A 23,563-nucleotide genomic window follows, 5' to 3' on the forward strand; every position below is an offset into this window, starting at 1 on the left:
GCTTTAAAGATAAAGCTGTGCTGCGTGTGTGTGAAGCCCTGTTTTAGAGGACGAGTTGGCTGAGCATGGCCTCTAGCAGGAGACGGCCTGATTCTGTAGCGCGGAGTGTATGTTCATCCTGCTGTAGATAGTCTTCCTCCAAGCAGGCTTGTAGAATTACAGGCTCGAGACAGTCTTGGAGGGGGAGGCCCGTACGCTGGGCGAAATGGGCTTTGTTAATACCCTCGCGGAGGCGTAAGCCCATGAGGAGAGCCTCTCGTGCTTTCATCTCCGGGGTGAGGGCTTCTTGTGTGCGTGTGCCATGGCCATAATGGGCAACACGCTCCGCCCATGGCTCTGGGGCGCGATGGCGGCGTGTTGCGTAGAGCTGGCCTTGGCGGGTAAGGCGGCTATGGGCACCGGGGCCAATACCGAGATAATCATCATAATGCCAATAGGTAAGGTTATGGCGGCTCTCGGCACCGGGGATAGCGTAGTTGGAGATTTCATAATCGCGTAAGCCATAGGTGGCGGCTTCATGACGCGTCATTTCATAGAGGCGGGCGGCGAGGTCATCTTCTGGGAGGGTAAGGGCACCGCGCCGATGACGGGCCTCAAACACCGTGCCGGGCTCGATGGTGAGTTGATACAGGGAGAGATGGTCCGCGGCGAGGGCGAGGGCTGTACGGAGCTCTGCTTGCCAGTGTGCTTCTGTTTGGCCGGGGCGGGCATAGATGAGGTCGAAAGAGAGGCGCGGGAATAAGCGACGTCCAAGCTCTAGCGCGGTAAGTGCTTGCTGTGCGGAATGTTGGCGGCCAAGCGTGGCGAGGTCTGCATCATGTAGGCTCTGCACGCCGAGGGAGAGGCGATTAACCCCGGCTTGGGCAAAAGCACGGAACTTATCAGCCTCCACACTGGTGGGATTAGCCTCTAGCGTGACCTCTAGGTCATTCACGCTAGGGAAAAGCTGGCGCGCATCCTCAATAAGTTGATGAACAGCTTCTGGCTGCATAAGGGAGGGCGTTCCCCCGCCGAAGAAGATGGAGACAAGATGGCGGGGAGTATCCTGCGTTAAAAGAGCAGCCTCATAGCGTAATTCATCCCGCAGGGCTTGTGTAAAACGCTCCTGCGGGATGGTCTCCCGTACATGGGAGTTGAAGTCACAATACGGGCATTTAGAGAGGCAAAAAGGCCAATGAATATAAAGGGCGAGGGGTAAGGGTGAGGTCACGCTTAAATCGCGACCCGCACCCCGAACTCCATAACGCGCTCTGGTGGAATACGGAAGAACTCCGAAATAGAGGTCGCGTTATTGAGCAGATAAAGGAAAATCCACATCCGCCAGAGCGACATCTTCGGCACTTTGGAGCGGAAGACGAGGTCATGAGAGGTGAAGTAAGAGGCCTGAATGGGGTCGAAGTCCATTTCAGTCATCTGGGCGAGGGTAACGGGGAGGTTGGGCATCTCCATAAACCCATAACGCAGGATAACACGGCGGATGCCCGGTGAGAGCTCCTTAACGGTCATGCGCTCGGCAGCTTCAACCTCTGGTTGGTCAAGTGTTTGGACCGTTACAAACAAGACCGTTTGATGAAGAACCTTGTTATGGCGCAGGTTATAAAGGAGGGCATCGGGGACCATCTCCGGGTCGGAGGTCAGAAAGACTGCAAGACCGGGCACGCGGATGGTACGGGATTGGGTAAGGCGTGTGATGAAGGAGCCCATCGGCACGGCGTCGCGTTTCTTTGTATTACGGATGAGCTGACGGCCCCGCTGCCATGTGGTCATGATGAGTGTGCTTCCCGCTGCGATGCTGAGCGGTACCCATCCGCCCTCTGGAATCTTCATCACATTGGCGGAGAAGAACACGCCATCAAGGAGGAAGAAGAAGCCGAATACAACCCCTACAGCGTAGCTCTTCCATTGGAAAACGCGGTGGAACACGACCATAGAGAGCACGCAGGTGCAGAGGAAGGTCCCCGTCACGGCAATGCCGTAAGCTGAAGCCAGAGCCGCAGAAGAGCGGAAGGCGAGTACCAGTACAACAGAACCAAAAGCCAACATCCAGTTGAAGGAGGGCAAGTAGATTTGCGCTTCCTCATGCGGGTTGGTGTGAATAATGCGTGTACGAGGTAAGTACCCTAGTTGAATGAGTTGCCGGCAGAGTGAGAAGCTACCCGAAATACCAGCCTGGCTAGCAATAATGGTAGCGCATGTAGCCAGCAGCAGCATTGGGATTTGCATCCAATGTGGGGCGAGGTAGTAGAAGGGGTTCGCCAAGGTCGTGGGGTTATGGATAATCATGGCCGCTTGCCCAAAGTAGTTGAGCGTCAAAGCGGGCAGCACGAGGAATATCCAGACATAACGAATAGGAGAGCGACCAAAATGCCCCATATCCGCATAAAGGGCTTCTGCCCCCGTAACGGATAGTACAACAGAGCCGAGCGCAACGAAGGAAAGCTTCCCGTGGGTGACGATGAAGCGGATAGCCTCTAGGGGGGAGAGAGCGAGCATAATCCCTGGATGCAGCGTAATGGCGCGCGCGCCTAAGAGGGCGATGGTGACAAACCAAACCAACATAATCGGGCCAAAGGCACGCCCAATTTTGCCAGTACCGAGGGCTTGGGCTGCAAATAAGCCCAATAGCACCATAATCGCGGCAGGGATGATGAAGGGCGACGCGTCGGGGACGGAGACTTCCACCCCTTCCACAGCGGAGAGAACGGAGATAGCGGGTGTAATAATGCCATCACCAAAAAAGAGGCAGGCCCCAGCAATCCCAATTAAACCAAACACCCAGCGAAAATAGGTGGATTTGCAAACGCGTTGTGCCAAGGCCATGAGGGCAATAATACCACCCTCTTTATTATGGTCGGCCCGCATAACGAGCATAACGTATTTGATAGTTACAATGAGCATTAAGGCCCAGAAGGTCAGGCTGGTAAGGCCGATAACCTCCCATGTTTGGGCGGGATGAGTTTCTGTCCCCACGGTGCGGATAGAGGATTGCAGAGCATAGAGCGGGCTGGTCCCGATATCACCATACACCACGCCCAACGCTGCGAGCATAGCCCCGAGCCCTTTGGGGCGCACATGCCCCCCCTCGGCTTGGGGAGGGATGGACGTAGGCTGGCCCGTGGAATCGGGATAGCGTGCATCGGCTGATGAATCCTTGAGGGATATGCCATCTTGTTCAGACATGGAGAAATCATCCTGTTTGACTGATAGACACCCATCCCCCGCAGGAAGACAGGCAGTAACGCCCCGTCACATAGGGGCACTGACTATGATTCTGGCTTCATGACAGTTTTTTTATGTAAAATGCAAGACGGAAAGGGCAAAAAACTCTCTTTTATGTCGTTATGGGCTGGCGGGACGGTCTCCAAAAATGGCGGTGCCAACACGGATGATTGTAGCCCCTTCAGCAATGGCGACGTCAAAATCAGCCGACATTCCCATAGAGAGTGCTGGTAGGCCATGGCGGCGATTGAGGCGAGCAAGCTTTTGGAAGAAAGGCCGTGGGTCCGCATGGAGAGGCGGGATGGCCATCAACCCTTTAACGTGGCTTCCAAAACGTGAGAGAGCATCTTCGATAAATCGGTCAGCCTCTAAGGGGCTAATGCCGGATTTTTGTGGCTCATCGCCAATATTGACCTGAACAAAAAGCTCCGGTAGGCGACCCGTTTTTTGGGCCGCTTTTTCCAGCGCGGTGCTGAGGGAGGGGCGATCTAGGCTTTCAATCACATCGGCGAGAGCGCAGGCTTCAACGGCTTTATTTGTTTGTAAGCTGCCGATGAGATGGAGCTTAAGCTCCGGCCATTCCTCTCGTAAAGCGGGGAACTTTGCGGCTGCTTCTTGGACGCGATTCTCACCAAAAATGCGTTGCCCTGCTTTGAGAGCTTCCCGCACGGCCTCTTGGGGATGGAACTTGCTGACAGCAACAAGCTGAACCTCATCAGCTTGCCTATGCGCGTTATGGCAGGCCGTGGCCATCTGGTTGCGAATCTCGGTGAGGGCTTGGGCGATGGAGTGATTCTGCGTCATGGGGGGATTGCACTCTCTTTATGGGGAGGGGTCAAGAGCTTCTTGAGGTCGCTATAAAAACCCTCTTGACTTTTCTATATGTAACTCCCGAAAACGGGCGCATGACACATGCTTCTTCTCCTCGTCCTGCCTCTGCACGCCCTAAAGGGGGGCGAGGCCGCCGTAAAACGGTACGTCCTGCCTCTATATCGCGCCATGAAGACCCGGTGCGGGATTTAGCCTTCGATATTGTCTGCGGTGTGGTGGAGCATCGCCGGATGCTGGAGACGACCTTAGAGCGTAGTCCATGTGAAGGGCGCGATAGGGCCGCAGCGCACCGGCTTGCCGCAGCGACTTTGCGGCATTTGGGCAGTATGACGGAGCTGCTCCAACCGCTTTTGCGGCGTCAACCGCCGGAGCCTGTACGCTGTGCATTATTACTAGGTGTGGCACAGCTTTTGCCGCTCCAAACGCCGCCCCATGCGGCAGTCGGCACGATTGTGGATTTGCTGCATCGGCGAGGGCTGTCACCTTTTGCAGGGCTTGCAAATGCTGTGTTGCGCCGTGTGGCGCGGGAAGCGGATACGCTAAAGGAAGGGCTGGATGATGCGCGGTTGGATGTGCCGCCGTGGTTATGGAGCGCATGGGGGCGGCGCGCGCGGTCTATTACGCAAGGTTTTTACCAAGAAGCCCCTCTTGATGTGACGCTCAAACCCGGTTGTGAGGCCCCAGAAGGGGGTAAGACCTTACCAACAGGGAGCGTGCGTTACCCTGCGGGGACGAAACTCTCTGCCTTACCTGGTTTTGAGGAAGGGCAGTTTTGGGCGCAAGATATGGCGGCGGCTATGCCGGTGCGGTTGATGGGCGATATGAGCGGCAAGCGCGTGGCGGATTTATGCGCAGCTCCGGGGGGCAAGACAGCGCAGCTCCTTTGTGCAGGGGCTGATGTGGTGGCTGTAGAGCGTGAAAAACCACGCGCTCAGCGGCTGCGCGAAAATCTGGCCCGTCTGCGTTTAAAAGCGGAGATTGTTGTGGGGGATGCGCTGCGCTGGCGTCCATCAGCCCCCTTGGATGCTGTGTTGTTGGATGCGCCTTGCTCGGCCACGGGGACGTTGCGGCGGCATCCTGATGTGTTGTGGATTAAACGGCCACGCGATATCGCCACGCTGGCTGCTGGGCAAGACCGATTTATTGATGCGGCCTATGAGATGCTCAAGCCCGGTGGGATGTTGCTTTACGCTGTTTGTTCATTACAGGATGAAGAAGGCCCCCAGCGCATTGCCCATGCGCTAGAAGATGGGCGGTGGGAGTTATCTCCCTTTACGGAGGAGGAGCTGGCTGCCCTACCGCGCGCACGGACGGAGGAAGGGTATTTCCGCACTCATCCGGGGATGAATGTTGCAGAAGGGGGCATGGATGGCTTCTTTGCCGCGCGTTTGCTCCGCCGGTGAGGGCGGAGCGTGAAGCGGTTTATGACATCCAAAGTTATGACATCCAAGGTGGGGTAGGGAGGTTCTTACTGCGGAGGAAATCCGGGTTGAAAAGCTTGGATTGATAACGCGCCCCGCCATCGCTGAGGATAGTGACGATGTTATGCCCCGGCCCTAACCGGCGGGCTATGCGGATAGCCGCAGCAATATTAATGCCTGATGACCCCCCAACGGAGAGTCCTTCCTCCATTGTGAGATGATAGATTTGTTCCAAAGCTTCCGCATCGGGGATGCGCTCAGCATGATCAGGGGCGCAACCTTCTAGGTTTGCTGTAACGCGGGATTGGCCAATCCCTTCGGTAATGGAGCCCCCGCTTATGCTGAGGTCATTTGCCGTGACCCACCCATAAAGGCCGGAGCCTTCTGGGTCGGCAAGGACGATGTCGGGGGTTTTTGCACCATCACGTTGGGCGAGTTCGCGCAGGCCGAAGGCCATACCGGCTAATGTTCCACCAGAGCCGCAGGAGCAGGTAAATGCATCGACTTTACCCTGTAATTGGGACCAAATCTCTGGTGCGGTGGTGGTGCGATGGGCCTCACGGTTGGCGGTATTATCAAATTGATTCGCCCAGAAGGCCCCTGTTTCTTCGGCTAAACGGCGGGAGACATGCACATAATTGCCGGGGTCGCGATAAGGTTTAGCGGGGACGAGGCGGAGGTCTGCCCCGATCATCCGTAGGAAGTCTAGCTTTTCCCGGCTTTGGGTTTCTGGCACCACAATAACAGCTTTGCAGCCGAGTGCATGGGCAACGAGTGTGATGCCGATGCCTGTATTACCTGCCGTACCTTCGACAATCGTACCGCCTTTTTGCAGCACGCCACGGGCAAAACCATCCTGAATGATGGAGAGAGCGGCTCTGTCCTTTACCGAGCCACCAGGATTCATGAACTCTGCTTTGCCGTAGATGTTACAGCCCGTACTCTCCGAGGCATGGCGGAGGCGAATGAGTGGCGTATTGCCGATGGCCTGAATCAAAGAGGGGCAAGGTGACGTGAGAGGCATGAGAGAATCCGGTTGTTTCTGATCGACGGAATGAATCGCTTTTAACGTGTGAAATAGGGTATCATCATTATGAACCACGTTAAATAGCGTGGAAGGGTATTATAACCCATATATAATCGTGAATTTTAGATTCAACAGAAGGAAGTAGGATGAAACAAAGCACTGCAAAAGAGGTATGGTCCAGCTTGCAAAATGAGGCGCAAGCCGTATTGGTTGATGTCCGTACGCCAGAGGAATGGGCACAGGTGGGCATGCCAGAGCTTGGTAGCATAGGCAGGAAGCTTGTCGCTTTAACATGGGGAGCGGGGAGCGAGGCTGAGTTTATTCATGCCTTAGAGCAAGCGGTGCCGGATAAGGCCACGCCGCTTTTCTTCATTTGTCGCTCTGGTGTGCGCTCGCAAAAGGCGGCGACATTAGCTGCGCAGGCTGGGTACCAAACGCTCACTAATGTCGCTGATGGTTTTGAGGATAAGCACGGCCCCGGCACGGGGTGGAAGGCCTGTGGCCTCCCTGTAAAATAGGCCTCCTTTGCCTTATTGCCCGCTATTAGGGTCTGTCTCGGCCTCATAGCGGGGGGTAAGGATGACGCACCACGGGTAGCGGCTATCATAGCTTTGGCCCTCTGGGCTGCTGACATGACCGCTTGCATCGGTTGGGACATGGGTGAGGGCGACAGCATCATCCACATTCCCACCAATGATGCTGATTTCCCGCCCGAAAGGCTCGGCATTTTGGCCCGTGGCAACAACAATGCCGCAATGGGCGGGGAAGCCGTAAGGGGTGGGCAGCATAGAGAAGGTGATGCTACTGCTCCGTCCCCGCCCTACGCAGAGTATATCCCCGCGTTGTGGGGCGTAAGAGGCGGGATTTTGCGCTGTGATGCCCGGATTATTGCCAGAGGCAGCGACATTGATATAGGTGGCGTGGTTAGGCGAATATGGGAAGCGAATATTCGCCCCCCCTACGCGCATAACGTACGAAATAAAGGCCGCAGACCACGCATAATTACCATCTTTAGCGGCGGGGAAGAGGCGGCCATCACCGTCTGTGCGGCCTGTCCAACGGCTCTCTGTTTCCTCAGGGGGTTGGCCTATCCACCAATATTCTCCAATGCGCTGCCATAGGCCGGGGAGGCGTTCAGGCTTGAGGGCGGGGCTGCTTGGTTCTGGCCGGTCATGGGGGTCTGCATCGGCTACGGGACTGCCGAACATCCGCCATTCGCGCAGGGCGATCGCAGCGACATCTTGGCGGTTAAAGGGAGCGAAATTTTCGCTCGCAAAGGCGGGGACGTGGTCGTCATACCCTAAAGGGCCGGTATGGCCGTCTGCATACTGGCTCATAGGAGTAAGGGCAGGTTTTTTGGGTGAGTTAGCGCAGGCTGCGAGCAGCATGAGCCCGTATAACGATATAATCTTTTTTACGGAGTTCTTGTTCTGGCGGAAAGAGGAAGAAGCATGGGGACGAGAAGAAGAAATGGTCTGCATGATAGGCCCTATGTTGCTTTATTGGCTATCTCTGACGTATATGAGGTAAAGAGTAAACTGTTTTTACAAGGTAAAGACAAGAGGCGTTTAGCGACTTTACGATAGTGGAGAAGGTGTAAGTAGAATGAAACATTATAAATATACTCTTTGTGCCCTTATGGGGTTAACGTTGTTAGTAAGTGGCTGTGATGGCTACAATACAAATTTTAAGCCAGACCAAGTGGCATGGGCAAAGAATCCTGGCAATAAAACATTGGCCGTTCAGGTTGTTGGTAATGATGGTTTGCACCAAGCATTACAGTGTAACGTGGCTGAAAAAGATGTGATGTTGTTGCCTGATACAAAATTTTATCGGAATTATTTGCGTGTTGATTTGGCGCAAGTGGGCTTTAAAGAAAAGCTAGGACATCAGGCAGAGCCACTAGTACGCCGTGTAAGTTTAGGGTCGGGGTGCCGGCTTGTGTTTAATAATTTGCCGGAGGGGAATTGGCTCCTTGTCATTCGCCCGCAATTTTCTATCCATGATGACGCTGCCGCTCAATCGGGCGGGCGTTCACAATATAATGTTGTTCCGCCTGCTTTTGTGTGGAGTGCTCTTGCACTTTCGCCTGAGAGTGATGTCACGACACGGCAAGTAGAGGTGGATATTAGTCGCTTAGCGCGGAGGAAGCATCCGCACCTCCATAAGCATATCAGCAAACATTCCCAAAAACGGTTAAGGGAGTTCCATGGGGAGGGGTCGCTCAATACGCGTGTTGAGGACTGGACGCCAACTCTAAGTGATCGTCAAGAGTTAGGCTTGCCTAGCTCTGTGAAAACAATTGGACAATAAAAATAGAAGGCGGCCCCATTACCGGGCCGCCATATTTGATTTTAAGCGACTTTTTGGCTGAAGAGGAATGGTTTGGGAGCGGCATATGGCCCCCCTGTTACGACTTGGATAGCGAGCAATCCTGCTTCATTGCTATGGTTTTGGACGGGGAGCGGGAGTTTTGCAGCGCCTTTGGTCCAGCGGAGGCCAGTATTTTCTTCTAGCGTGTTCCATCCTTGGAGGTCTGGGGTCGTCAGATGGGTGGAGATGTCGTGAGATTGTCCACTGTGGAAGTAAGTGATATGGCCGATGAGGACCCCTAATTGCCGTCTATCATCGACGAAAGGACCTTTGACGTCACAAGGGCGGCTTACATTTGAGAGCAGCGTGACCTGGGTAACATGGCTTGGCACGGAGAAGATAGCGTATCCATTGACGACGCGTTGTTGGTGCAGGGTAGTTCCATCATCTGTCATGATGGTGAAGGCGGGGTCGTCTGTTAGTTGTTCTTCCTTATAGGGGTGTTGGACGGGCATTTTGAGTTTTTGTGCGCGTGTTAGGATTTCGTGATGCAAAGGCTCGACGATATTTTGGTCTGTACAGAGAGGAGCAGCGGCATCCTTTTCCCAAGAGAGTTGTTTTGTATTGTGCAGTGATATGACGTCGGTAGGGTCGTTTAAGTTAGTGAAGGTATGTCTATTTCCTGTATCGAGATAGCTTTCTGAGAGGAGGCCATTTGCACAAATGATGGAGTGTTTTTGCATTTCGATATGGTAGATGGGGTATTCTTTTTTGTCTGTGGCTGTGTCGAAGAAGATTGATTGTCCATTTACGAGCATACGGACGGGGATGAAATTACCATTGATGAAGATGCAATGCTCTGGTGTGATGAGGAGGTCTCGATGTGGGACGCCCTCTGAGATAGCGTTTTTGGAGATTTTGACGGGGTATCCGGCCATTTCGAGCTGTGTGTTAGGGGTAATTTTTGCGGTGCTTTGTCCGACCCATTGGATGGGTTGTGGGGATTTACGGTTATTCTGAGGGTCGTAAGTTAGGACGATATCGCCTGCTTTTAGGGTTTCTATTTTTTTATACCCGTCTGGTGTTTCGATGAGGCTACCAGCTAGAAAGCATGTATCAAACGTAAATTGGTTGTCAGCATGGGTACTAGGGTTGGCAATCTGACCGTCAGTCGCAGTGCCACTATTATCCTGCCGGAGCATGTACACTGTGCCATTTAGATTAAGGAAAAAGAAGTTAGCAGTTGCCCAATCTCCCGGGATGTTACCGAAAGGGTAGGGGTAGTTATATTGGGTCATACTGGGGTTGATTGGTTGATCACCCGAGATTGTAGAGGATGAACTGCCAAGTATAGCAGAGGTGATAACGTAATAACCGCCAGAGCCATCACCAATGATAAAACCGTTGATAGCTTTGTTGCCCCAAGAATAATCGTAGCTTCCTTTAATAACATTCCCTTTGGTGTCTGTAAAGGTGAAGTCTTGGACTTTTAGGTCTGAAGGGCCTGTAGATGTATGTGTGGTAAAGGTGGCTTGGACGTTATAATGTTGGTTGGAGAGAGTGCCAAAGCCATTAGAGTCTAGTCGTAATGTGGCAAAATTAATCTGGTAATCACCAACAGCAACAACGGGGCGTGGGTTATTGTCGGTCATGGTGACGCGGTCTCCGAAATTATTTAAAGGAGTAGAAGATTTTCAGATAAGTATATCAAGAGGAAGAGATATGCAAGATATATCGTAATTTTAAGAAGGTTAGAGTATGATTATTATGGATAAAAATTTTTTTACCAAATCAATACACAATAACTAAAAACAAGTTCATAAATTATTAAAAGTATTACCATAATATAACATGGAAAGTTTTTCATTTGTTTTGTTTTATTGTAAAATGAATTGAAGTTACGCGCTATCTAATGGCTAAAATTTTATAACCTTATTTTATATATGTAAAATGATGGGATTTTTATAAATTTCAATATATTTTATTTATTATACTCATTCTCTGCGAGGATGTCGTTGTGAAATTTTTATTAAATAAGGATGATTATTTTAGATTCGATCACAAAAAAGTAAGGTTATATTTATCTCAAGGTGGAATGAGACAACAGAGTGGGCCGTTTAAGCACTCCATTGTCTCACGAGTTCTTGTCCCTCCTGAAAATAGGTGCCGTTTATGCGGCGATGTATCGATTCTCAGCCTCCGATAAGAAATATGATTGATCTAGATAAGGGCCTGCCGTTACGACTTTGATAGCAAGTAACCCATGGCCTACACTGTGCTCTTGGTTATCATCTGGTAAGGGAAGTATGGCTGTGCCTTCCGTCCAGCGTAGGCCATTTGCCGTGGGGTCCAATTCCAACCAACCATCTAGGTCCGGTGTGGTGAGATGGTCGGTAATGGCGTGGGATTGTCCATTTTTGAAATAGGTGATCTCGCCAACGAGTATGCCGAGCTGGCGTCTATCATCAACAAAGGGGCCATGGACGTCATAAGGACGGCTTGTTCGGGATACGAGTGTAACTTGGCGGGTTTGCCGTGGCACGGTGAATAGTTTGTAGCCATTCGTCGTGCGTTGTTCTCTCAGTATATCGCCTTGGTCGGTCATGAGGGCAAACTCGGGATCATCAGAGAGTTTGTCATATTTGTAAGGATGTTGGAGTGGCACGCCTAAGCGCTCGGCGCGTTCTAGCATGGCGCGATGGAGCGGCTCGACAAAGGCTTGGGTTGTGCAGAGGGGTGCTGCAGCATCATGTTGCCATGAAAGCTTTTGTGAGGGGGAAAGCGGCGTGACAGTGTCTGTCTGGCTAATAGTTTCAAAGTTATCGCGGTGCCCCGTGTTCAAATAGCTTTCCGTGAGGACCTCATTTGCAGAGAGAATATTATGGGTCTCTGTTTCGAGGTGATAAATATCGTATGTGGAGGGGACGGTTTCTGACGTTTCAAAATAAATTGAACGGCCGTTAACCATCATACGTGCTGGGACAAAGTGCCCTTCGAAAAAGAGGCAATGCTCCGCAGTGACGAGTAGATCGTCAAAAGGAATGCCTGCAGCGATCGCATTTTTTGTAATACGAACGGGGTATCCCGCCATATCCAACGGGTGTGTCGGATCAATATTGACCTGACCATGGCCAAGCCATGTGATGGGCTGTGGCGTTTTTTGCTGGGAAATGGGGTCGTAGGTCATGACCATATCTCCGCAAGCAAGGGCTTCAATCTTCTTATAGCCCTCAGGTGTTTCGATAAGGCTGCCAGCAAGGAAGCATGTATCAAATGTAAAGCACCAGCCTAAGCATCCGTCAGTGGCGGAGCCGCTATTATCTTGTGTAAAGTAATAAACACAGCCGTTAAGGTTGAGGATAAAGAAATTCCCTTTACACCATGGCTCATATGGTTTGTTGACGTAACAATAAGAAGCTCTGCAAGGGTCGAGTAGTGTATAACCCGGAATTTTGGAGGATGAACTACCTGGTCGTGCTGATGTAATGAGGTAGTAACCACCCGAGCCATCACCGATGATAAAGCCATTAACAGCTTTATTGCCCCATGAGTAATCGTAACTTCCTTTAATGGTTCGTCCCGTTTTTGGGTCGGTAAAGCAGAAGTCTTGTACTTTCTTGTCAGAAGAACTCGTTGCAGTATGCGTCGTAAATGTAGCTTTTACACAAAAGCGTTGGTCCGACAGATGTCCGACCCCACACTTATCCACGGTGAGGGCTGCTACATTGATGCTATAGGTACCGAGAGTAACGACTGGCCTGGGGTTAGACACGGGAACGGACTCCGAAGGAGGGAAGGGAGCTGGAAGCTGATCTTCCTAGAAAGTTAAGAATGCGTTTACATTAAATTAACGGAAATAGATTCGCAATAAAGAATCATAGCGCTAGAGTCTAAATGAGTGTAGTTTTTTCGTAGTCTCAGTGTGCATTGTTGTTTGATAATGTGTTTATAAATTTTGATTATGCCATCTTTTAGTTGGTTTATAGTCTATTTTGCGTCTTTTTGGTTGTGATTATGTGCTGTCTTACAAAGGGTATAGGGCGATGAGACAAAGAAAAAGGGCAGCAGAATTATTGATTCCGCTGCCCTGAATAATGAAGGGTAACTCTACTTATGGTTGTGTGTTTAGCCTGCTTTATTGAAGCGATAAGGCTCTAGGGAGGGGGTATCTTCTTCAAGATAAGGCCCACCAGCGACGACTTTGATAGCGAGCAACCCAGTTTTTAGCCCATCAAAATAGGGCTCAGCTGGGAGGGGCAAGAAGGCTGCTCCTTTTGTCCAACGGAGAGGCGCATCCTCCAAAGCCCACCATCCGTCTAGCGTTTGTGTAGTGAGATGGGCGTCGATATTACGTGAGTGGCCACCTTGGAAGTAGAGTATCTCACCGATGAGAACACCTAATGAACGTCTATCATCTACATAAGGGCCGTGCACATCGACTGGGCGGCTGGTTTTGGAGATGAGTGTAAGATACTTCGTATCGGGAGGGATGGCGAAGGTCTTATAACCGTTGGAGGTATGTTGTTCGCGCAAAATGCGCCCTTGATCAGTGAGTAAGTGGAAGTTGGGATCCTCAGAAAGCACTTCTGCTTTGTAAGGATGCTGAATGGGGACGTTTAAGTCTGCAGCACGTTGGAGGAGGTTATGATAGCGGGGTGCTACAAACTCCTGTGTTGTGCATAATGGTGCAGCAGCATGTTCGTGCCAGGATAGCTTCTTTGTAGCATGTGGATGTACAATGACGTTTTCATGCTGAGTGGCTGGAGAGGATGGTATAAAGGTATGGCGATTGCCTGTGTCGAGATAGCTCTCTGTCATGACATTATTGGCAATGATGACGCTATGTTCCTCTGTCTCGATATGGAAAATATCGTGAGGGGTGCAAATTGTTGTGTCGAAATAGATTGATTGTCCGTTGACCATCATCCGGGCTGGGACAAAGAAGCCATCAAAAAACAGGCAATGTTCTGCCGTGACGAAAAGGTCCTGAGAGGGGATGTTATCGGCTAGGGCGTCTTTTTTGATGCAAACAGGATAGCCCGCCATATCCATGGGTAGGGTGGTATTGACCGATGCGTGACTGCGCCCAACCCAGGTGAGGGGCTGTGACTGCATAGTGTCTGTTTTATGGTTGTAGGTCACAACCATATCGCCTTGTTTTAGCTCTTCTACCTTTTTGTACCCTGTTGGGGTTTTAATAAGGCTGCCAGCTAAGAAGCATGTATTGAAGGTAAATGGCTCGCCCAAGGAGCCATCCGTTGCAGTTCCGCAGTCATCTTGACGGAATGTATAATAGCAACCATTCAAATTAAGGGTAAAATGGTTCCCTACCGACCAAGGTTGTCTCCATTTATAAACATAGCCATAGGAAGTCTGCCACGGGTTAAGCAGCACTTCACCTGGGATAGTGGAGGAGGAGCTCCCTGGCACGGCAGAGGATATAAGATAATATTGCCCCTGGCCGTCACCAATAATGAAGCCATTAACAGCCTTATTACCCCAGGAATAGTCGTAACTACCCCTAATGAGGACCTTCCCCGTTTTAGGGTCCTGAATGACAAAATCTTGCACCCTTTGGTCGTTAGGGCCGGTAGGGATATGGGTCGTGAATGTCGCTTTTACGCTATAGAGCTGGTTTGAGAGGCTGCCCGGCCCAAATTCTAAACCATTTGCGGTAGATTGAGATTTATCAATCGTAAGGGAAGTGAAGTTAACAAGATAGGAACCAAGTGTAACGACAGGTTGGGGATCACCAGGCACGTACGTCTCTCCTACAATAGGACTGACCATGTTGAGTTACGTATCGTCTAGTAAAAAATATTAATGTTTTATTTATGGCAAAGTTGAGGAGAGATTCGGGAGAAGAGAAGGTGTTATAATGACGTATGTTCTATTTTTTGACGAAAGTATGGCAATTGTGGACAGAGTGTATGCTGTAGATAATCATATAAAAATGGCCGGAATCTTGTGGGATTCCGGCCATATTATTGCAGTTTGGGGTGTATGGGAGGGATTATGACTTCCGGGCTGGGGGTGCCATAAAGGAAGGCGCGATGGGTGTGGGAACGTGGCGATGAAGGATAGCGTCAATCTCCTTCTTATCCTGTGCGGTGAGTTGCCAGTTAAAGACATCAGCCACACCGTCAATTTGCTCTGGTTTGCGTGCGCCCCATAGAGCAATGGTTGGGCCTTGGTCTAACACCCAGCGAATGGCGAGCACCATGAGCGACTTACCGTGCCGGTCTGCGATTTTCTTTAAATCATCTACAGCGGCGAGATAGTCCTTAAAATGCTCCTTTTGGAACTTCGGATCACCAGAGCGGAGGTCGCTCTCGGGGAAGGTTTTATCCGCTGTCATTTTGCCAGTCAGTAAGCCACGGCAGAGCGGCCCATAAGCCAGCAGGGCAAGTTTATGCTCTTTTGCGTAAGGCAGGACGTCTTTTTCAATCTCGCGCTCAAAGAGGTTGTAGGGTGATTGAACGCTTGCCAGCGGCGCAACCTCGCGGAAGATGTCCATTTGCTCTGGGGAGTAATTGCTCACCCCGAGTGCGCGAATCTTGCCCTCTTTATGGAGCTTTTGCAGCTCACGTGCTGTGTCCTCAATGGGGGTGTTAGGGTCTGGCCAATGGACTTGTTCAAGGTCGATGGTCTCTACCCGTAAGCGGCGGAGGGAATCTTCCACTTCCTTACGGATACGGGCAGGGCTGGAGTTGCGGAAAGGCTTGTGATCGTCCTTCCAATCTAGGGCTAGTTTGGTGGCAACGCGGGCTCTATGGGGTTTTTCAGCCAAGGCACGGCCTACCACTTCTTCGGAGTGACCAAACCCATAAACGGGCGCTGTATCGATGAGGTCTACCCCTTCATCTAACGCGCGATGGATGGTGCGGACGGCATTATCATCATCAGGGCCGCCCCACATCCAGCCACCAATGGCCCATGTGCCTAGGGCAACGCGTGATACGGGTTTGTCAAAACCGGGAATGAGAATGGTGTTTTCATTCATAGGTTTGTCTCCATTAGAAAGTGAGGGCCGTGCTTATGAGGGTAACGGCCTCCTTCCCATATGGGGCGGGGGATGGGGGTGATGCAAGCGTCTGTTCTTCTTTTTGGTATTGCGCGGGAGGAGGCGTATAATGACCCTCGTTTTTGGAGAGAAGGATAACCCTCATGGCTGATATGCAGGACCGCAAAATCCCCGTTACCGTTCTGACTGGCTTTTTAGGCGCGGGTAAGACGACCTTGCTAAACCATATTCTAACGGCTGATCACGGGCGTAATTACGCTGTTGTGGTGAATGAATTTGGCGAGCTGGGCATTGATAATGACCTCGTTGTGGATGCGGATGAAGAAGTCTTTGAGATGAATAATGGCTGCATCTGCTGCACGGTGCGGGGGGATTTAATCCGGATTCTAAGCCGCCTTTTGCGCCGGCGCGGCAAGTTTGATGGCATTATTGTAGAGACTACCGGCCTTGCAGACCCAGCCCCTGTTGCGCAGACCTTTTTTGTTGATGCCGGGATTCGCGAAAAGGCAGAGCTGGATGCTGTGGTAACAGTGGTGGATGCTTATAATGTGCTGCAAACGCTTAAAGAAAGCCCAGAGGCGGTGAATCAAGTAGCGTTTGCGGATGTGATTATCCTCAATAAATGTGATTTGCTTGATGAGGCGGGCCTTGCTGCGGTGGAGCAGAAGTTAAAAGCCATTAATGCCGTTGTGCGGATTCATCGTGCTGAGCGGGGCAATGTGGCGTTGGAGGATATTCTGAACCGTGGTGGGTTTGACCTCAAACGGGCTTTGACCACCATGCCGGACTTCTTAGAGGAAGATGATCACCACCATCATCACGATCACGACCATGAGCATGAACACGGCCATCACCACGGCCATGACCATCATCATGAGCATGGGGCAGGGGGGCATCATCACGCCCATAATGAGGATGTAACGAGCCATTCTTTCACCGTTACGGCTCCTTTGGATGAAGAACGCTTTAATGCGTGGATAGGGCTTATTTTGCAGGAGCAAGGGCCGGATATTTTGCGAGCTAAAGGGATTTTACACTTTAAAGGCCAAGAGGAGCGATTTGCTTTTCAGGCGGTGCATATGATGGCCGATGGCGCGATGATTGGCCCGTTTAAGGAGGGTGAGGCGAAGCAATCACGCATTGTCTTTATCGGGCGTAAGTTAGACCGTGCCCAGTTGCAGCGTGGTTTTGAAGGGTGTGTGGCTGTATGAGCAACCCGCTAAGTAAAACATTGTTACAAACACGTGGGGCGGAGCATCAGGCGGAAGCCCCCATTATTGCCGTGCAGGCTAGCCGGGGTGGGCAGACTTTCGCAGCCTTGACGATGGATGGGGAGCTGCATCTCATCCCGCGGGAAGGGCTACGCCAACAAGAGACGTGGCGTAAGCTGGCTGTGCATGAGGGGGCCATCTCTCTTGCACAGGGATGTGAGCCGGAGAGCTTCCTTAGCGGCGGGGAAGATGGCCGCGTGGTGGAGACGCGTGCTGATGGCACTATGGAGGAGCGTCATAAGGGCCGTAGCTGGGTGGATTGTCTGGCTAGTACGCCAACTCATTGGGCGTGCGCTTGTAAGAAGGAGGTGCATCTTTACAAGGCGGGGCATGAAGAGGCGGTGAAGGTGCTAGAGCATCCCTCTGCTTTGAGTGGCCTCGCTTTTGATGCCAAGGGCAAGCAGTTAGCGGCATCTCATTATAATGGGGCCTCTCTATGGTACGTGCAGTCGAAAGAGGCGAGAGTGCGTGCGCTAGAGTGGAAAGGCAGCCATACGGGCCTTTGCTTACATCCCGGTGGAGAGGCCTTGGTGACGAGCATGCAGGAGAATGAGCTGCATGGGTGGCGTTTATCCGATGGGCATAATATGCGCATGAGCGGCTATCCGCGTAAAATCGCCTCCATGAGCTTTACGCGTAAGGGGCGTTGGTTGGCGACTTCGGGGGCGGATGCGGCTGTTCTATGGCCTTTCTTTGGCGGGGGACCAATGGGCAAGCCACCTATGGAGTTAGCACGTCTGCCGGGTTTGTTTGTGACCTGCGTTTGTGCTCATCCCACGGATGATATTCTCGCCATTGGTTTTGAGGATGGCACGGTGCTCCTCGCAGAAGTCCCCGCTACAATGGAGGATAACGCACCGGGGGCCGACCGCATCCTGCCCTTATGTAATGGCCAGCGTAGCGGTGGTGTGGCCCGTGGTGCGGTAAATGCCATTGCCTTCACCCCCCAAGGCGGTGCTGTCATCTTCGGTACAGAGGAAGGCTATATCGGTGTGGTGGATTTATCTGCCCACGCATAAGGGCTGATGCTGGAAGGAGCGGCCCTTTTATGGTGCTTCTTCCGGCGTGGAATGGTCTGATGAGGCTTGGCGGGTTTGGTCATGCTGCTTTTGTAGATACCCTTCCTGCCGGGCGAGGAATTGGTCGGCGAGTTGCCCGTAAAGGGAATGGGAGCAGACCATGCGTGAGACGCCTAAGGCGAGGAAGGCGGTGGCCAACAAAGCAAGGGTGATTTGCTGGTTATCGCACATTTCCATCACAATGACGGTGGCGGTGAGGGGCGATTGCACCACGCCGGAGAAATAGCCCACCATGCCGAGCAGAACCACTGCACCGGGGGCGGTATGGGGGAGGAAACGTGCTACCCACCCCCCGACAGATGCCCCAATGGAAAGGGAGGGGGCGAACAACCCGCCCGGTATGCCGGAGCAATAAGAAATGATGGTCGCGGCATATTTCATCAAGAAATAAGACATATGGCCATGGCGGGAGCCATCAACGAGGTGATGGGCTTGGATATACCCTGTGCCGAATGTCTCGCCATGGCTAGCAATGCCGAGAATAGCCAGTAAAACGCCGCATAGGGCGGTAAAGAGAACAGGCCTGGAGCGTTGGATGCGGCCAATTTTACCCGGCAACCCCTTCCCTACACGGATGAGAAAAGCGGAGAAGGCCCCACCACCCAGCCCGCCCAGGATGCCGCATGCGAGGACGGCGATCCATGCTGTGCCAACAGGGACATCAACTGATGCATGGCCGAAATATGTATAATTGCCCCCTGTTAGGACAATGGCCGTTACACCAGCAATCACAACCCCTGTGAGCATGAAGCCGGAGGTCCGTTGGTGGAAGGAGCTGGAGAGTTCCTCAATAGCAAAGACAATCCCGGCAAGGGGGGTGTTGAAGGCCGCTGCCACCCCAGCTGCCCCGCCCGCGAGGATAACGCCCCGGCGTGTGGAGACATTCGCATGACCCAAAAAGCGGGAATAAGCGTGCATAATAGCGGCACCAACCTGCACTGTTGGCCCTTCACGCCCGATGGATGCCCCGCAGAGCAGCCCTAAGGTGGTGAGGCAGATTTTACCAAAGGCAATCCGTAACGCCAAAATGCGGTTGATGAGGGAGAAGTCCTCAATATGCAGTGTAGCGATTGTTTGAGGGATGCCAGAGCCTTGCGCACCGGGGAAGAAGCGTTTGGTCAACCACATGGAGAGGGCTAGCCCGCTAGGGATGATAACGAGCATGATATAAGGGTTCCAGTGGGTTAAGCTCAGACAAAGGGAGCTGGCATAATCAGCAGCGCGAGCAAAGAGCCATGCAATGATACCAACCGTAATTGCCCCTGCCCAGAAGATGAGGGAGCGTTGCCAATGCGTTGTATGTGTGCGTGCCGAGCGGCGAAAGCGCGTAATACGGTTACGCCGCTTCATCGCATGGGGTGAGCTTGGGGCAGGAGGTGGGGTTGGTTGGGAAGAATCGGGCACAGTTCGGGTGGGTCCGCCACGGGGTCAGGGTGAAGGGATTTCGGTCCCGTATTCGGATGCAGGGCGGGGTGTGGTCAAGGGGAGATGTGCATTTGCATGGCAGATGTGACCTTACCGTAACAGGAGGGACGTACGGGGAGGCTGTGTTACATCACCAACACACCGCTTGCACCGGGTTTATGACGTTTGGCGAGGTCTTCTGGCTCGACATGAATATGAATGGAAGAGCGGCCTAATACGGCGCGGATGGCATGTTCGATGCGGTCGCAAATATCATGAGCATCCGTAATACGCATTTCATCAGGGACGATGAGATGGAACTCCACGAAATAAAGAGCCCCAACGCGCCGCATACGGAGGTCATGAGCCTCTAATGCGCCTTGGCCAGCTTGGGTGATGGTCTGGCCCACTTGGCTGACAAGCTCCGGCGGGGGGGCCTCATCAAGCAAACCGGTCATGGAATGGCGCATCATGCCAAAGCCGGTCCATAGGACATTTAAGGCTACAAAGGCGGAGAGGAGCGGGTCCAACCAAAGCCAATGAAGGACAGGGATGAGGCACACACCAACGAGCAAGGCAATACTGGCCCAAACATCGGAGAGAACATGATCCCCTGCGGAGCTGAGCGCTTGTGAATGGTGTTTTTTGCCCATCCTCCGCAAGATGAGTGCCCAGAGGAGGTTGATAACCCCCGCTGAAGCATTGAGCAACGCGCCGGGTAAGGGGGCTTCTGGTGCATGAATATGGAGGGCATCATGCCCTGCAATAGCAAGGATGACGAGGGCGGTGAGGACAACGAGTACGCCTTCTATCACGGCCCAAACATATTCAGCTTTGCCATGTCCGTAAGGGTGGTTATCGTCCGCAGGGCGTGCAGCGAAGGCAACGGCCCATAAAGTGCCGATGGCAGCAAGAACGTTCAGGATGGTCTCGATAGCGTCAGAGAGCAAAGCCCCGGAATGTGAGACAGCCCATGCTGTGTATTTGATGCTCAGAACAATCACACTCACGAGGATAGAGAGGCGTGCAACCCGCAAACGTAGTTTCGTTGTGGCGTTATAAGGGGGGGCCTCTTGGGTTGGGAGTGGGAGAGCGGCAGCCATGGGGTTAGTCCGTGGTTGTGGTTGATGTATGGTGAGCCTCTGGCGTGCAATGCGGTGCAGAGCAGGCCGTAGCCGTAGCAGCCTCGACTTGGAAGGTCGGGTGGCCGATGGCAAAGCGTTCTTGCAACAGATGGGTGGCTTCATGCAGGGTTGCCGCAATCTGGCTTTGTGCGTCTTGCGCGCTGTATCCTTCAGGGAAGGGGTGGAGGGTGAGATGGACCGTTAGAGCAGTTTCGGTTGTGCTGATTGGCCAGATATGGAGGTGATGGAGGTCCGCAATAGCGGGCATAGCGCGTAGGGCATCCTCAACAGCGCGTGGTGTGATGCTGTGTGGGACCGCATCTAAAGCGAGGCCGAGTGCGTGGGTCAGAAGCGACCATGTGCCCCAGATAATCAACCCAGAGACGATGAGGCTCGCTAAGGGGTCGATGAAGGAAGAGCCTGTGAGGGTGATAAGCCCCCCTGCGATGACAACCCCTAGGGCCATAAGAGCATCGGAGGCCATATGGAGGAAGGCCCCGCGCATATTGAGGTCGTGATGCGCCCCGCGCATGAGCAATAAAGCCGTGCCACCATTAATGAGGATGCCAATAGCCGCTACGATGCTGATTGTCCGGCCGTGGACGATTTCTGGATGAATGAAATGCCAGATAGCCTCCCAAATAATCCCCCCCGTGACGAGTAAAAGGATGGTTGCATTGAGGAGAGCGGTGAGAATCGTGGCGCGTTTAAAACCGTAAGTGAAGCGTTCGCTGGGGCTGCGGCGGGCGAGGGCTTGTGCGCCCCATGCGGCAAGCAGGCTTAATACATCGGAGAGGTTATGCCCGGCATCGGCTAAAAGGGAGAGAGAATGGGCGGCAAATCCCCATCCGGCCTCCCCAATCAGATAGGCAGAATTGAGAAGAATGGCGATGAGGAAGGTGCCACCAAAAGAGGTTGGCGCATGGCTATGCCCCCCGTGATGATGCCCATGCCCATGCCCATGCCCATGCCCATGCCCATGCCCATGTGTATGCGTATGGTGGTCATGATGGTGATGGTCATGGTGGTGATGGGCGGTGGTCGTCATGAATATCCTGATAGGCAGAGGAAAGCACAGGAAGGCTAATGATAAGGGAAACTTATTCACGATGCATCATTTTTCTGCTTTGCTTGTGCTGAGCCTGCTTGCCAGAGCCGCGTTGCTAGCAGTAAAGGAGCGGGCATGACAGCTTCTTCTCCTATGCTTCGTTTGAGTAACCTTGCTCTCCCCTTAGACCACGCAGAGGATGAGTTACGCACGGCGATTATTGCGCGTCTGGGCATAGAGGCAGAGGCTTTGCGGGCCTATCATATCTTCCGCCGTGGGTATGATGCACGGCGGCGGGGGCATATACAGCTTGTCTATACGCTCGATTGTGACGTGCGGGATTGTGAGGCTGTTTTAGCGCGTTTTGGCGATGACCAGCAGATTCGCCCTACCCCCGATACGCGCTGGGTCGCCCCGATATTGACCGCAGAGCAGCGTGAAAGGGCCGCGCGCCCTATTGTGGTTGGGGCAGGGCCATGTGGGTTGATGGCGGCTCTTATTTTAGCTCAAGCAGGGTTAAAGCCGATTATTTTAGAGCGTGGTCGTGCTGTTAGGCAGCGCACGGCTGATACATTCGCTCTATGGCGGAAGGCGCAATTTACAGCGGAAAGTAACGTACAATTTGGCGAGGGGGGTGCCGGTACATTCTCTGATGGCAAGCTTTATTCTGGCGTGTCGGACCCGCGTCATCTTGGCCGTAAGGTTTTGGAGGAATTCGTAAAGGCCGGAGCCCCGGAGGAGATTTTATATCTCTCCAAACCTCATATTGGGACGTTTCGTTTAGTGACGGTTGTGCAGTCCCTCCGGGCTCAGATTGAGGCTCTCGGTGGTGAATATCGGTTTGAGACACGGCTGGAGGGCATTGAGACGGCAGCTTGTGCAGATAAGCCAGATATGCGGCAGATTACTGGGGTTAGGCTTTCTACTGGGGAGGTTTTACCTGCGGAGCGGGTGATTCTGGCGGTGGGGCATTCAGCACGCGATACCTTTGCTATGCTGCATGAGAGTGGCGTGCCGATGCAGGCCAAGCCTTTCTCTATTGGGGTGCGGATTGAGCATCCTCAATCAGTGATAGATGTTGCGCGTTTTGGCCCGCAAGCGGGGCATCCTTTGCTTGGTGCTGCGGATTATAAGCTGGTGCATCATGCTAGTACGGGCCGGGGTGTATATTCTTTTTGTATGTGTCCGGGTGGGCAAGTTGTCGCAGCAACCTCGGAGGAAGGCCAAGTCGTCACTAATGGGATGAGCCAATATTCCCGTGCGGAGCGTAATGCTAATAGCGGCATTGTTGTGGAGGTTCGGCCGGGTGTGGATTTCCCCGATGAGCCTTTGGCGGGGATTGCCTTCCAACGTCATTGGGAGAAGGCTGCGTTTATAGCGGGTGGTGGGGCTTATCGAGCTCCGGCCCAACGAGTGGGGGACTTCCTCGCAGGGCGGGCTTCAACCTCTTTGGGAGCGGTTGTGCCGTCTTATCAGCCGGGTGTTACCCCGACGGACCTTACAACATGTTTGCCAGATTTTGTTGTGGCCTCCATCCGGGAAGCTCTGCCGCGTTTTGAGCGCAAGATTAAGGGCTATAGCATGGATGATGCGGTGATGACGGGGGTGGAGACGCGGACCTCTTCGCCTCTGCGCATCTTGCGGGATGACACTGGCCAAAGCCCGCTTGTGCGTGGCTTTTACCCGGCGGGGGAAGGGGCTGGCTATGCAGGGGGTATCCTCTCCGCTGGGATGGACGGCATCCGTGTAGCGGAATGGCTTATTGAGTCTTTTGCAAAGCTAAAATAGAGCGTTTGGTATCT

The 23,563-nt window shown here is 52.8% G+C and carries 18 protein-coding genes; 6 read left to right on the plus strand and 12 right to left on the minus strand.

Features of this window, described 5'->3' with window-relative positions; genetic code table 11:
* Positions 1-43: 43 nt before the first annotated feature.
* From hemW to NQF64_RS00355, 3 genes are all read right to left on the minus strand, one after another.
* Positions 44-1,210 carry a radical SAM family heme chaperone HemW gene (hemW, locus tag NQF64_RS00345; protein WP_266106120.1) on the minus strand — a complete coding sequence of 389 codons (1,167 nt, stop codon included), beginning with the start codon at positions 1,208-1,210 and terminating at the stop codon, positions 44-46.
* A 2-nt stretch (positions 1,211-1,212) separates the two neighbouring features.
* Positions 1,213-3,180, minus strand: a complete 1,968-nt coding sequence (locus NQF64_RS00350) for a potassium transporter Kup (protein ID WP_099026261.1) — start codon at positions 3,178-3,180, stop codon at positions 1,213-1,215.
* Positions 3,181-3,339: 159 nt separating this feature from the next.
* The gene (locus NQF64_RS00355; RefSeq protein ID WP_266106121.1) at positions 3,340-4,023 is read right to left on the minus strand and encodes a YggS family pyridoxal phosphate-dependent enzyme; all 684 of its coding nucleotides are present in this window, start codon (positions 4,021-4,023) and stop codon (positions 3,340-3,342) included.
* A 101-nt stretch (positions 4,024-4,124) separates the two neighbouring features.
* Here NQF64_RS00355 and NQF64_RS00360 point away from each other — a divergent pair, with 101 nt between their 5' ends.
* Positions 4,125-5,453, plus strand: coding sequence for an RsmB/NOP family class I SAM-dependent RNA methyltransferase (locus NQF64_RS00360; protein WP_099026371.1), 1,329 nt, complete (start codon positions 4,125-4,127; stop codon positions 5,451-5,453).
* Positions 5,454-5,487: 34 nt separating this feature from the next.
* Here the strand turns inward: NQF64_RS00360 and NQF64_RS00365 are convergent, their stop codons facing one another.
* Entirely contained in the window at positions 5,488-6,495 is a 1,008-nt protein-coding gene (locus NQF64_RS00365) for a cysteine synthase A (protein WP_155572799.1), read from the minus strand.
* A gap of 149 nt (positions 6,496-6,644) precedes the next feature.
* Between NQF64_RS00365 and NQF64_RS00370 the strand changes: the two genes are divergently transcribed.
* Positions 6,645-7,016: a rhodanese-like domain-containing protein gene (locus NQF64_RS00370; RefSeq protein ID WP_099026259.1), complete on the plus strand. Its 372-nt coding sequence runs from the start codon at positions 6,645-6,647 to the stop codon at positions 7,014-7,016.
* Between the two features lie 12 nt (positions 7,017-7,028).
* Here the strand turns inward: NQF64_RS00370 and NQF64_RS00375 are convergent, their stop codons facing one another.
* Entirely contained in the window at positions 7,029-7,835 is an 807-nt protein-coding gene (locus NQF64_RS00375) for a DUF2272 domain-containing protein (protein ID WP_407651774.1), read from the minus strand.
* A 268-nt stretch (positions 7,836-8,103) separates the two neighbouring features.
* On the opposite strand from NQF64_RS00375, the gene NQF64_RS00380 reads away from it, so the two are divergent.
* Positions 8,104-8,811 (plus strand): hypothetical protein, encoded by a 708-nt coding sequence (locus NQF64_RS00380; protein ID WP_099026258.1) that lies wholly within the window; start codon positions 8,104-8,106, stop codon positions 8,809-8,811.
* A 41-nt stretch (positions 8,812-8,852) separates the two neighbouring features.
* Here the strand turns inward: NQF64_RS00380 and NQF64_RS00385 are convergent, their stop codons facing one another.
* From NQF64_RS00385 to NQF64_RS00400, 4 genes are all read right to left on the minus strand, one after another.
* Complete coding sequence (locus NQF64_RS00385; protein ID WP_266106122.1) at positions 8,853-10,463, minus strand: Hint domain-containing protein; 1,611 nt, start codon at positions 10,461-10,463, stop codon at positions 8,853-8,855.
* Positions 10,464-10,981: 518 nt separating this feature from the next.
* The gene (locus tag NQF64_RS00390) at positions 10,982-12,583 is read right to left on the minus strand and encodes a Hint domain-containing protein (RefSeq protein WP_266106123.1); all 1,602 of its coding nucleotides are present in this window, start codon (positions 12,581-12,583) and stop codon (positions 10,982-10,984) included.
* Between the two features lie 353 nt (positions 12,584-12,936).
* Complete coding sequence (locus NQF64_RS00395) at positions 12,937-14,571, minus strand: Hint domain-containing protein (protein WP_266106124.1); 1,635 nt, start codon at positions 14,569-14,571, stop codon at positions 12,937-12,939.
* A 253-nt stretch (positions 14,572-14,824) separates the two neighbouring features.
* Entirely contained in the window at positions 14,825-15,814 is a 990-nt protein-coding gene (locus tag NQF64_RS00400) for an aldo/keto reductase (protein WP_099026254.1), read from the minus strand.
* Positions 15,815-15,978: 164 nt separating this feature from the next.
* On the opposite strand from NQF64_RS00400, the gene NQF64_RS00405 reads away from it, so the two are divergent.
* Together NQF64_RS00405 and NQF64_RS00410 are read left to right on the plus strand one after the other, a co-directional pair.
* Complete coding sequence (locus NQF64_RS00405) at positions 15,979-17,046, plus strand: CobW family GTP-binding protein (RefSeq protein WP_155572802.1); 1,068 nt, start codon at positions 15,979-15,981, stop codon at positions 17,044-17,046.
* On the plus strand, positions 17,043-18,125 hold the full coding sequence (locus NQF64_RS00410) for a WD40 repeat domain-containing protein (protein WP_099026252.1): 1,083 nt from the start codon (positions 17,043-17,045) through the stop codon (positions 18,123-18,125). The genes NQF64_RS00405 and NQF64_RS00410 overlap by 4 nt, the downstream gene beginning before the upstream one ends.
* 27 nt (positions 18,126-18,152) lie before the next feature.
* Here NQF64_RS00410 and NQF64_RS00415 read toward each other — a convergent pair whose 3' ends face one another.
* From NQF64_RS00415 to NQF64_RS00425, 3 genes are all read right to left on the minus strand, one after another.
* Positions 18,153-19,535 (minus strand): chloride channel protein, encoded by a 1,383-nt coding sequence (locus tag NQF64_RS00415; protein WP_266106566.1) that lies wholly within the window; start codon positions 19,533-19,535, stop codon positions 18,153-18,155.
* Between the two features lie 200 nt (positions 19,536-19,735).
* Positions 19,736-20,692 carry a cation diffusion facilitator family transporter gene (locus NQF64_RS00420; protein WP_155579075.1) on the minus strand — a complete coding sequence of 319 codons (957 nt, stop codon included), beginning with the start codon at positions 20,690-20,692 and terminating at the stop codon, positions 19,736-19,738.
* 4 nt (positions 20,693-20,696) lie between these two features.
* The gene (locus NQF64_RS00425) at positions 20,697-21,761 is read right to left on the minus strand and encodes a cation diffusion facilitator family transporter (protein WP_266106125.1); all 1,065 of its coding nucleotides are present in this window, start codon (positions 21,759-21,761) and stop codon (positions 20,697-20,699) included.
* A gap of 153 nt (positions 21,762-21,914) precedes the next feature.
* Here NQF64_RS00425 and NQF64_RS00430 point away from each other — a divergent pair, with 153 nt between their 5' ends.
* Positions 21,915-23,549: an NAD(P)/FAD-dependent oxidoreductase gene (locus NQF64_RS00430; RefSeq protein ID WP_266106567.1), complete on the plus strand. Its 1,635-nt coding sequence runs from the start codon at positions 21,915-21,917 to the stop codon at positions 23,547-23,549.
* Positions 23,550-23,563 lie beyond the last annotated feature (14 nt).

The sequence above is a fragment of the Bombella saccharophila genome (assembly GCF_026385475.1).
GTDB lineage: Bacteria > Pseudomonadota > Alphaproteobacteria > Acetobacterales > Acetobacteraceae > Bombella > Bombella saccharophila.

Excerpts from the sequence above, each read along its gene's own strand:
- NQF64_RS00350 (WP_099026261.1), bottom strand. The coding sequence starts at position 3,180 with ATGTCTGAACAAGATGGCATATCCCTCAAGGATTCATCAGCCGATGCA.
- NQF64_RS00355 (WP_266106121.1), bottom strand. The coding sequence starts at position 4,023 with ATGACGCAGAATCACTCCATCGCCCAAGCCCTCACCGAGATTCGCAAC.
- NQF64_RS00360 (WP_099026371.1), top strand. The coding sequence starts at position 4,125 with ATGACACATGCTTCTTCTCCTCGTCCTGCCTCTGCACGCCCTAAAGGG.
- NQF64_RS00365 (WP_155572799.1), bottom strand. The coding sequence starts at position 6,495 with ATGCCTCTCACGTCACCTTGCCCCTCTTTGATTCAGGCCATCGGCAAT.
- NQF64_RS00370 (WP_099026259.1), top strand. The coding sequence starts at position 6,645 with ATGAAACAAAGCACTGCAAAAGAGGTATGGTCCAGCTTGCAAAATGAG.
- NQF64_RS00375 (WP_407651774.1), bottom strand. The coding sequence starts at position 7,835 with ATGAGCCAGTATGCAGACGGCCATACCGGCCCTTTAGGGTATGACGAC.
- NQF64_RS00380 (WP_099026258.1), top strand. The coding sequence starts at position 8,104 with ATGAAACATTATAAATATACTCTTTGTGCCCTTATGGGGTTAACGTTG.
- NQF64_RS00385 (WP_266106122.1), bottom strand. The coding sequence starts at position 10,463 with ATGACCGACAATAACCCACGCCCCGTTGTTGCTGTTGGTGATTACCAG.
- NQF64_RS00400 (WP_099026254.1), bottom strand. The coding sequence starts at position 15,814 with ATGAATGAAAACACCATTCTCATTCCCGGTTTTGACAAACCCGTATCA.
- NQF64_RS00405 (WP_155572802.1), top strand. The coding sequence starts at position 15,979 with ATGGCTGATATGCAGGACCGCAAAATCCCCGTTACCGTTCTGACTGGC.
- NQF64_RS00410 (WP_099026252.1), top strand. The coding sequence starts at position 17,043 with ATGAGCAACCCGCTAAGTAAAACATTGTTACAAACACGTGGGGCGGAG.
- NQF64_RS00415 (WP_266106566.1), bottom strand. The coding sequence starts at position 19,535 with ATGAAGCGGCGTAACCGTATTACGCGCTTTCGCCGCTCGGCACGCACA.
- NQF64_RS00420 (WP_155579075.1), bottom strand. The coding sequence starts at position 20,692 with ATGGCTGCCGCTCTCCCACTCCCAACCCAAGAGGCCCCCCCTTATAAC.
- NQF64_RS00425 (WP_266106125.1), bottom strand. The coding sequence starts at position 21,761 with ATGACGACCACCGCCCATCACCACCATGACCATCACCATCATGACCAC.
- NQF64_RS00430 (WP_266106567.1), top strand. The coding sequence starts at position 21,915 with ATGCTTCGTTTGAGTAACCTTGCTCTCCCCTTAGACCACGCAGAGGAT.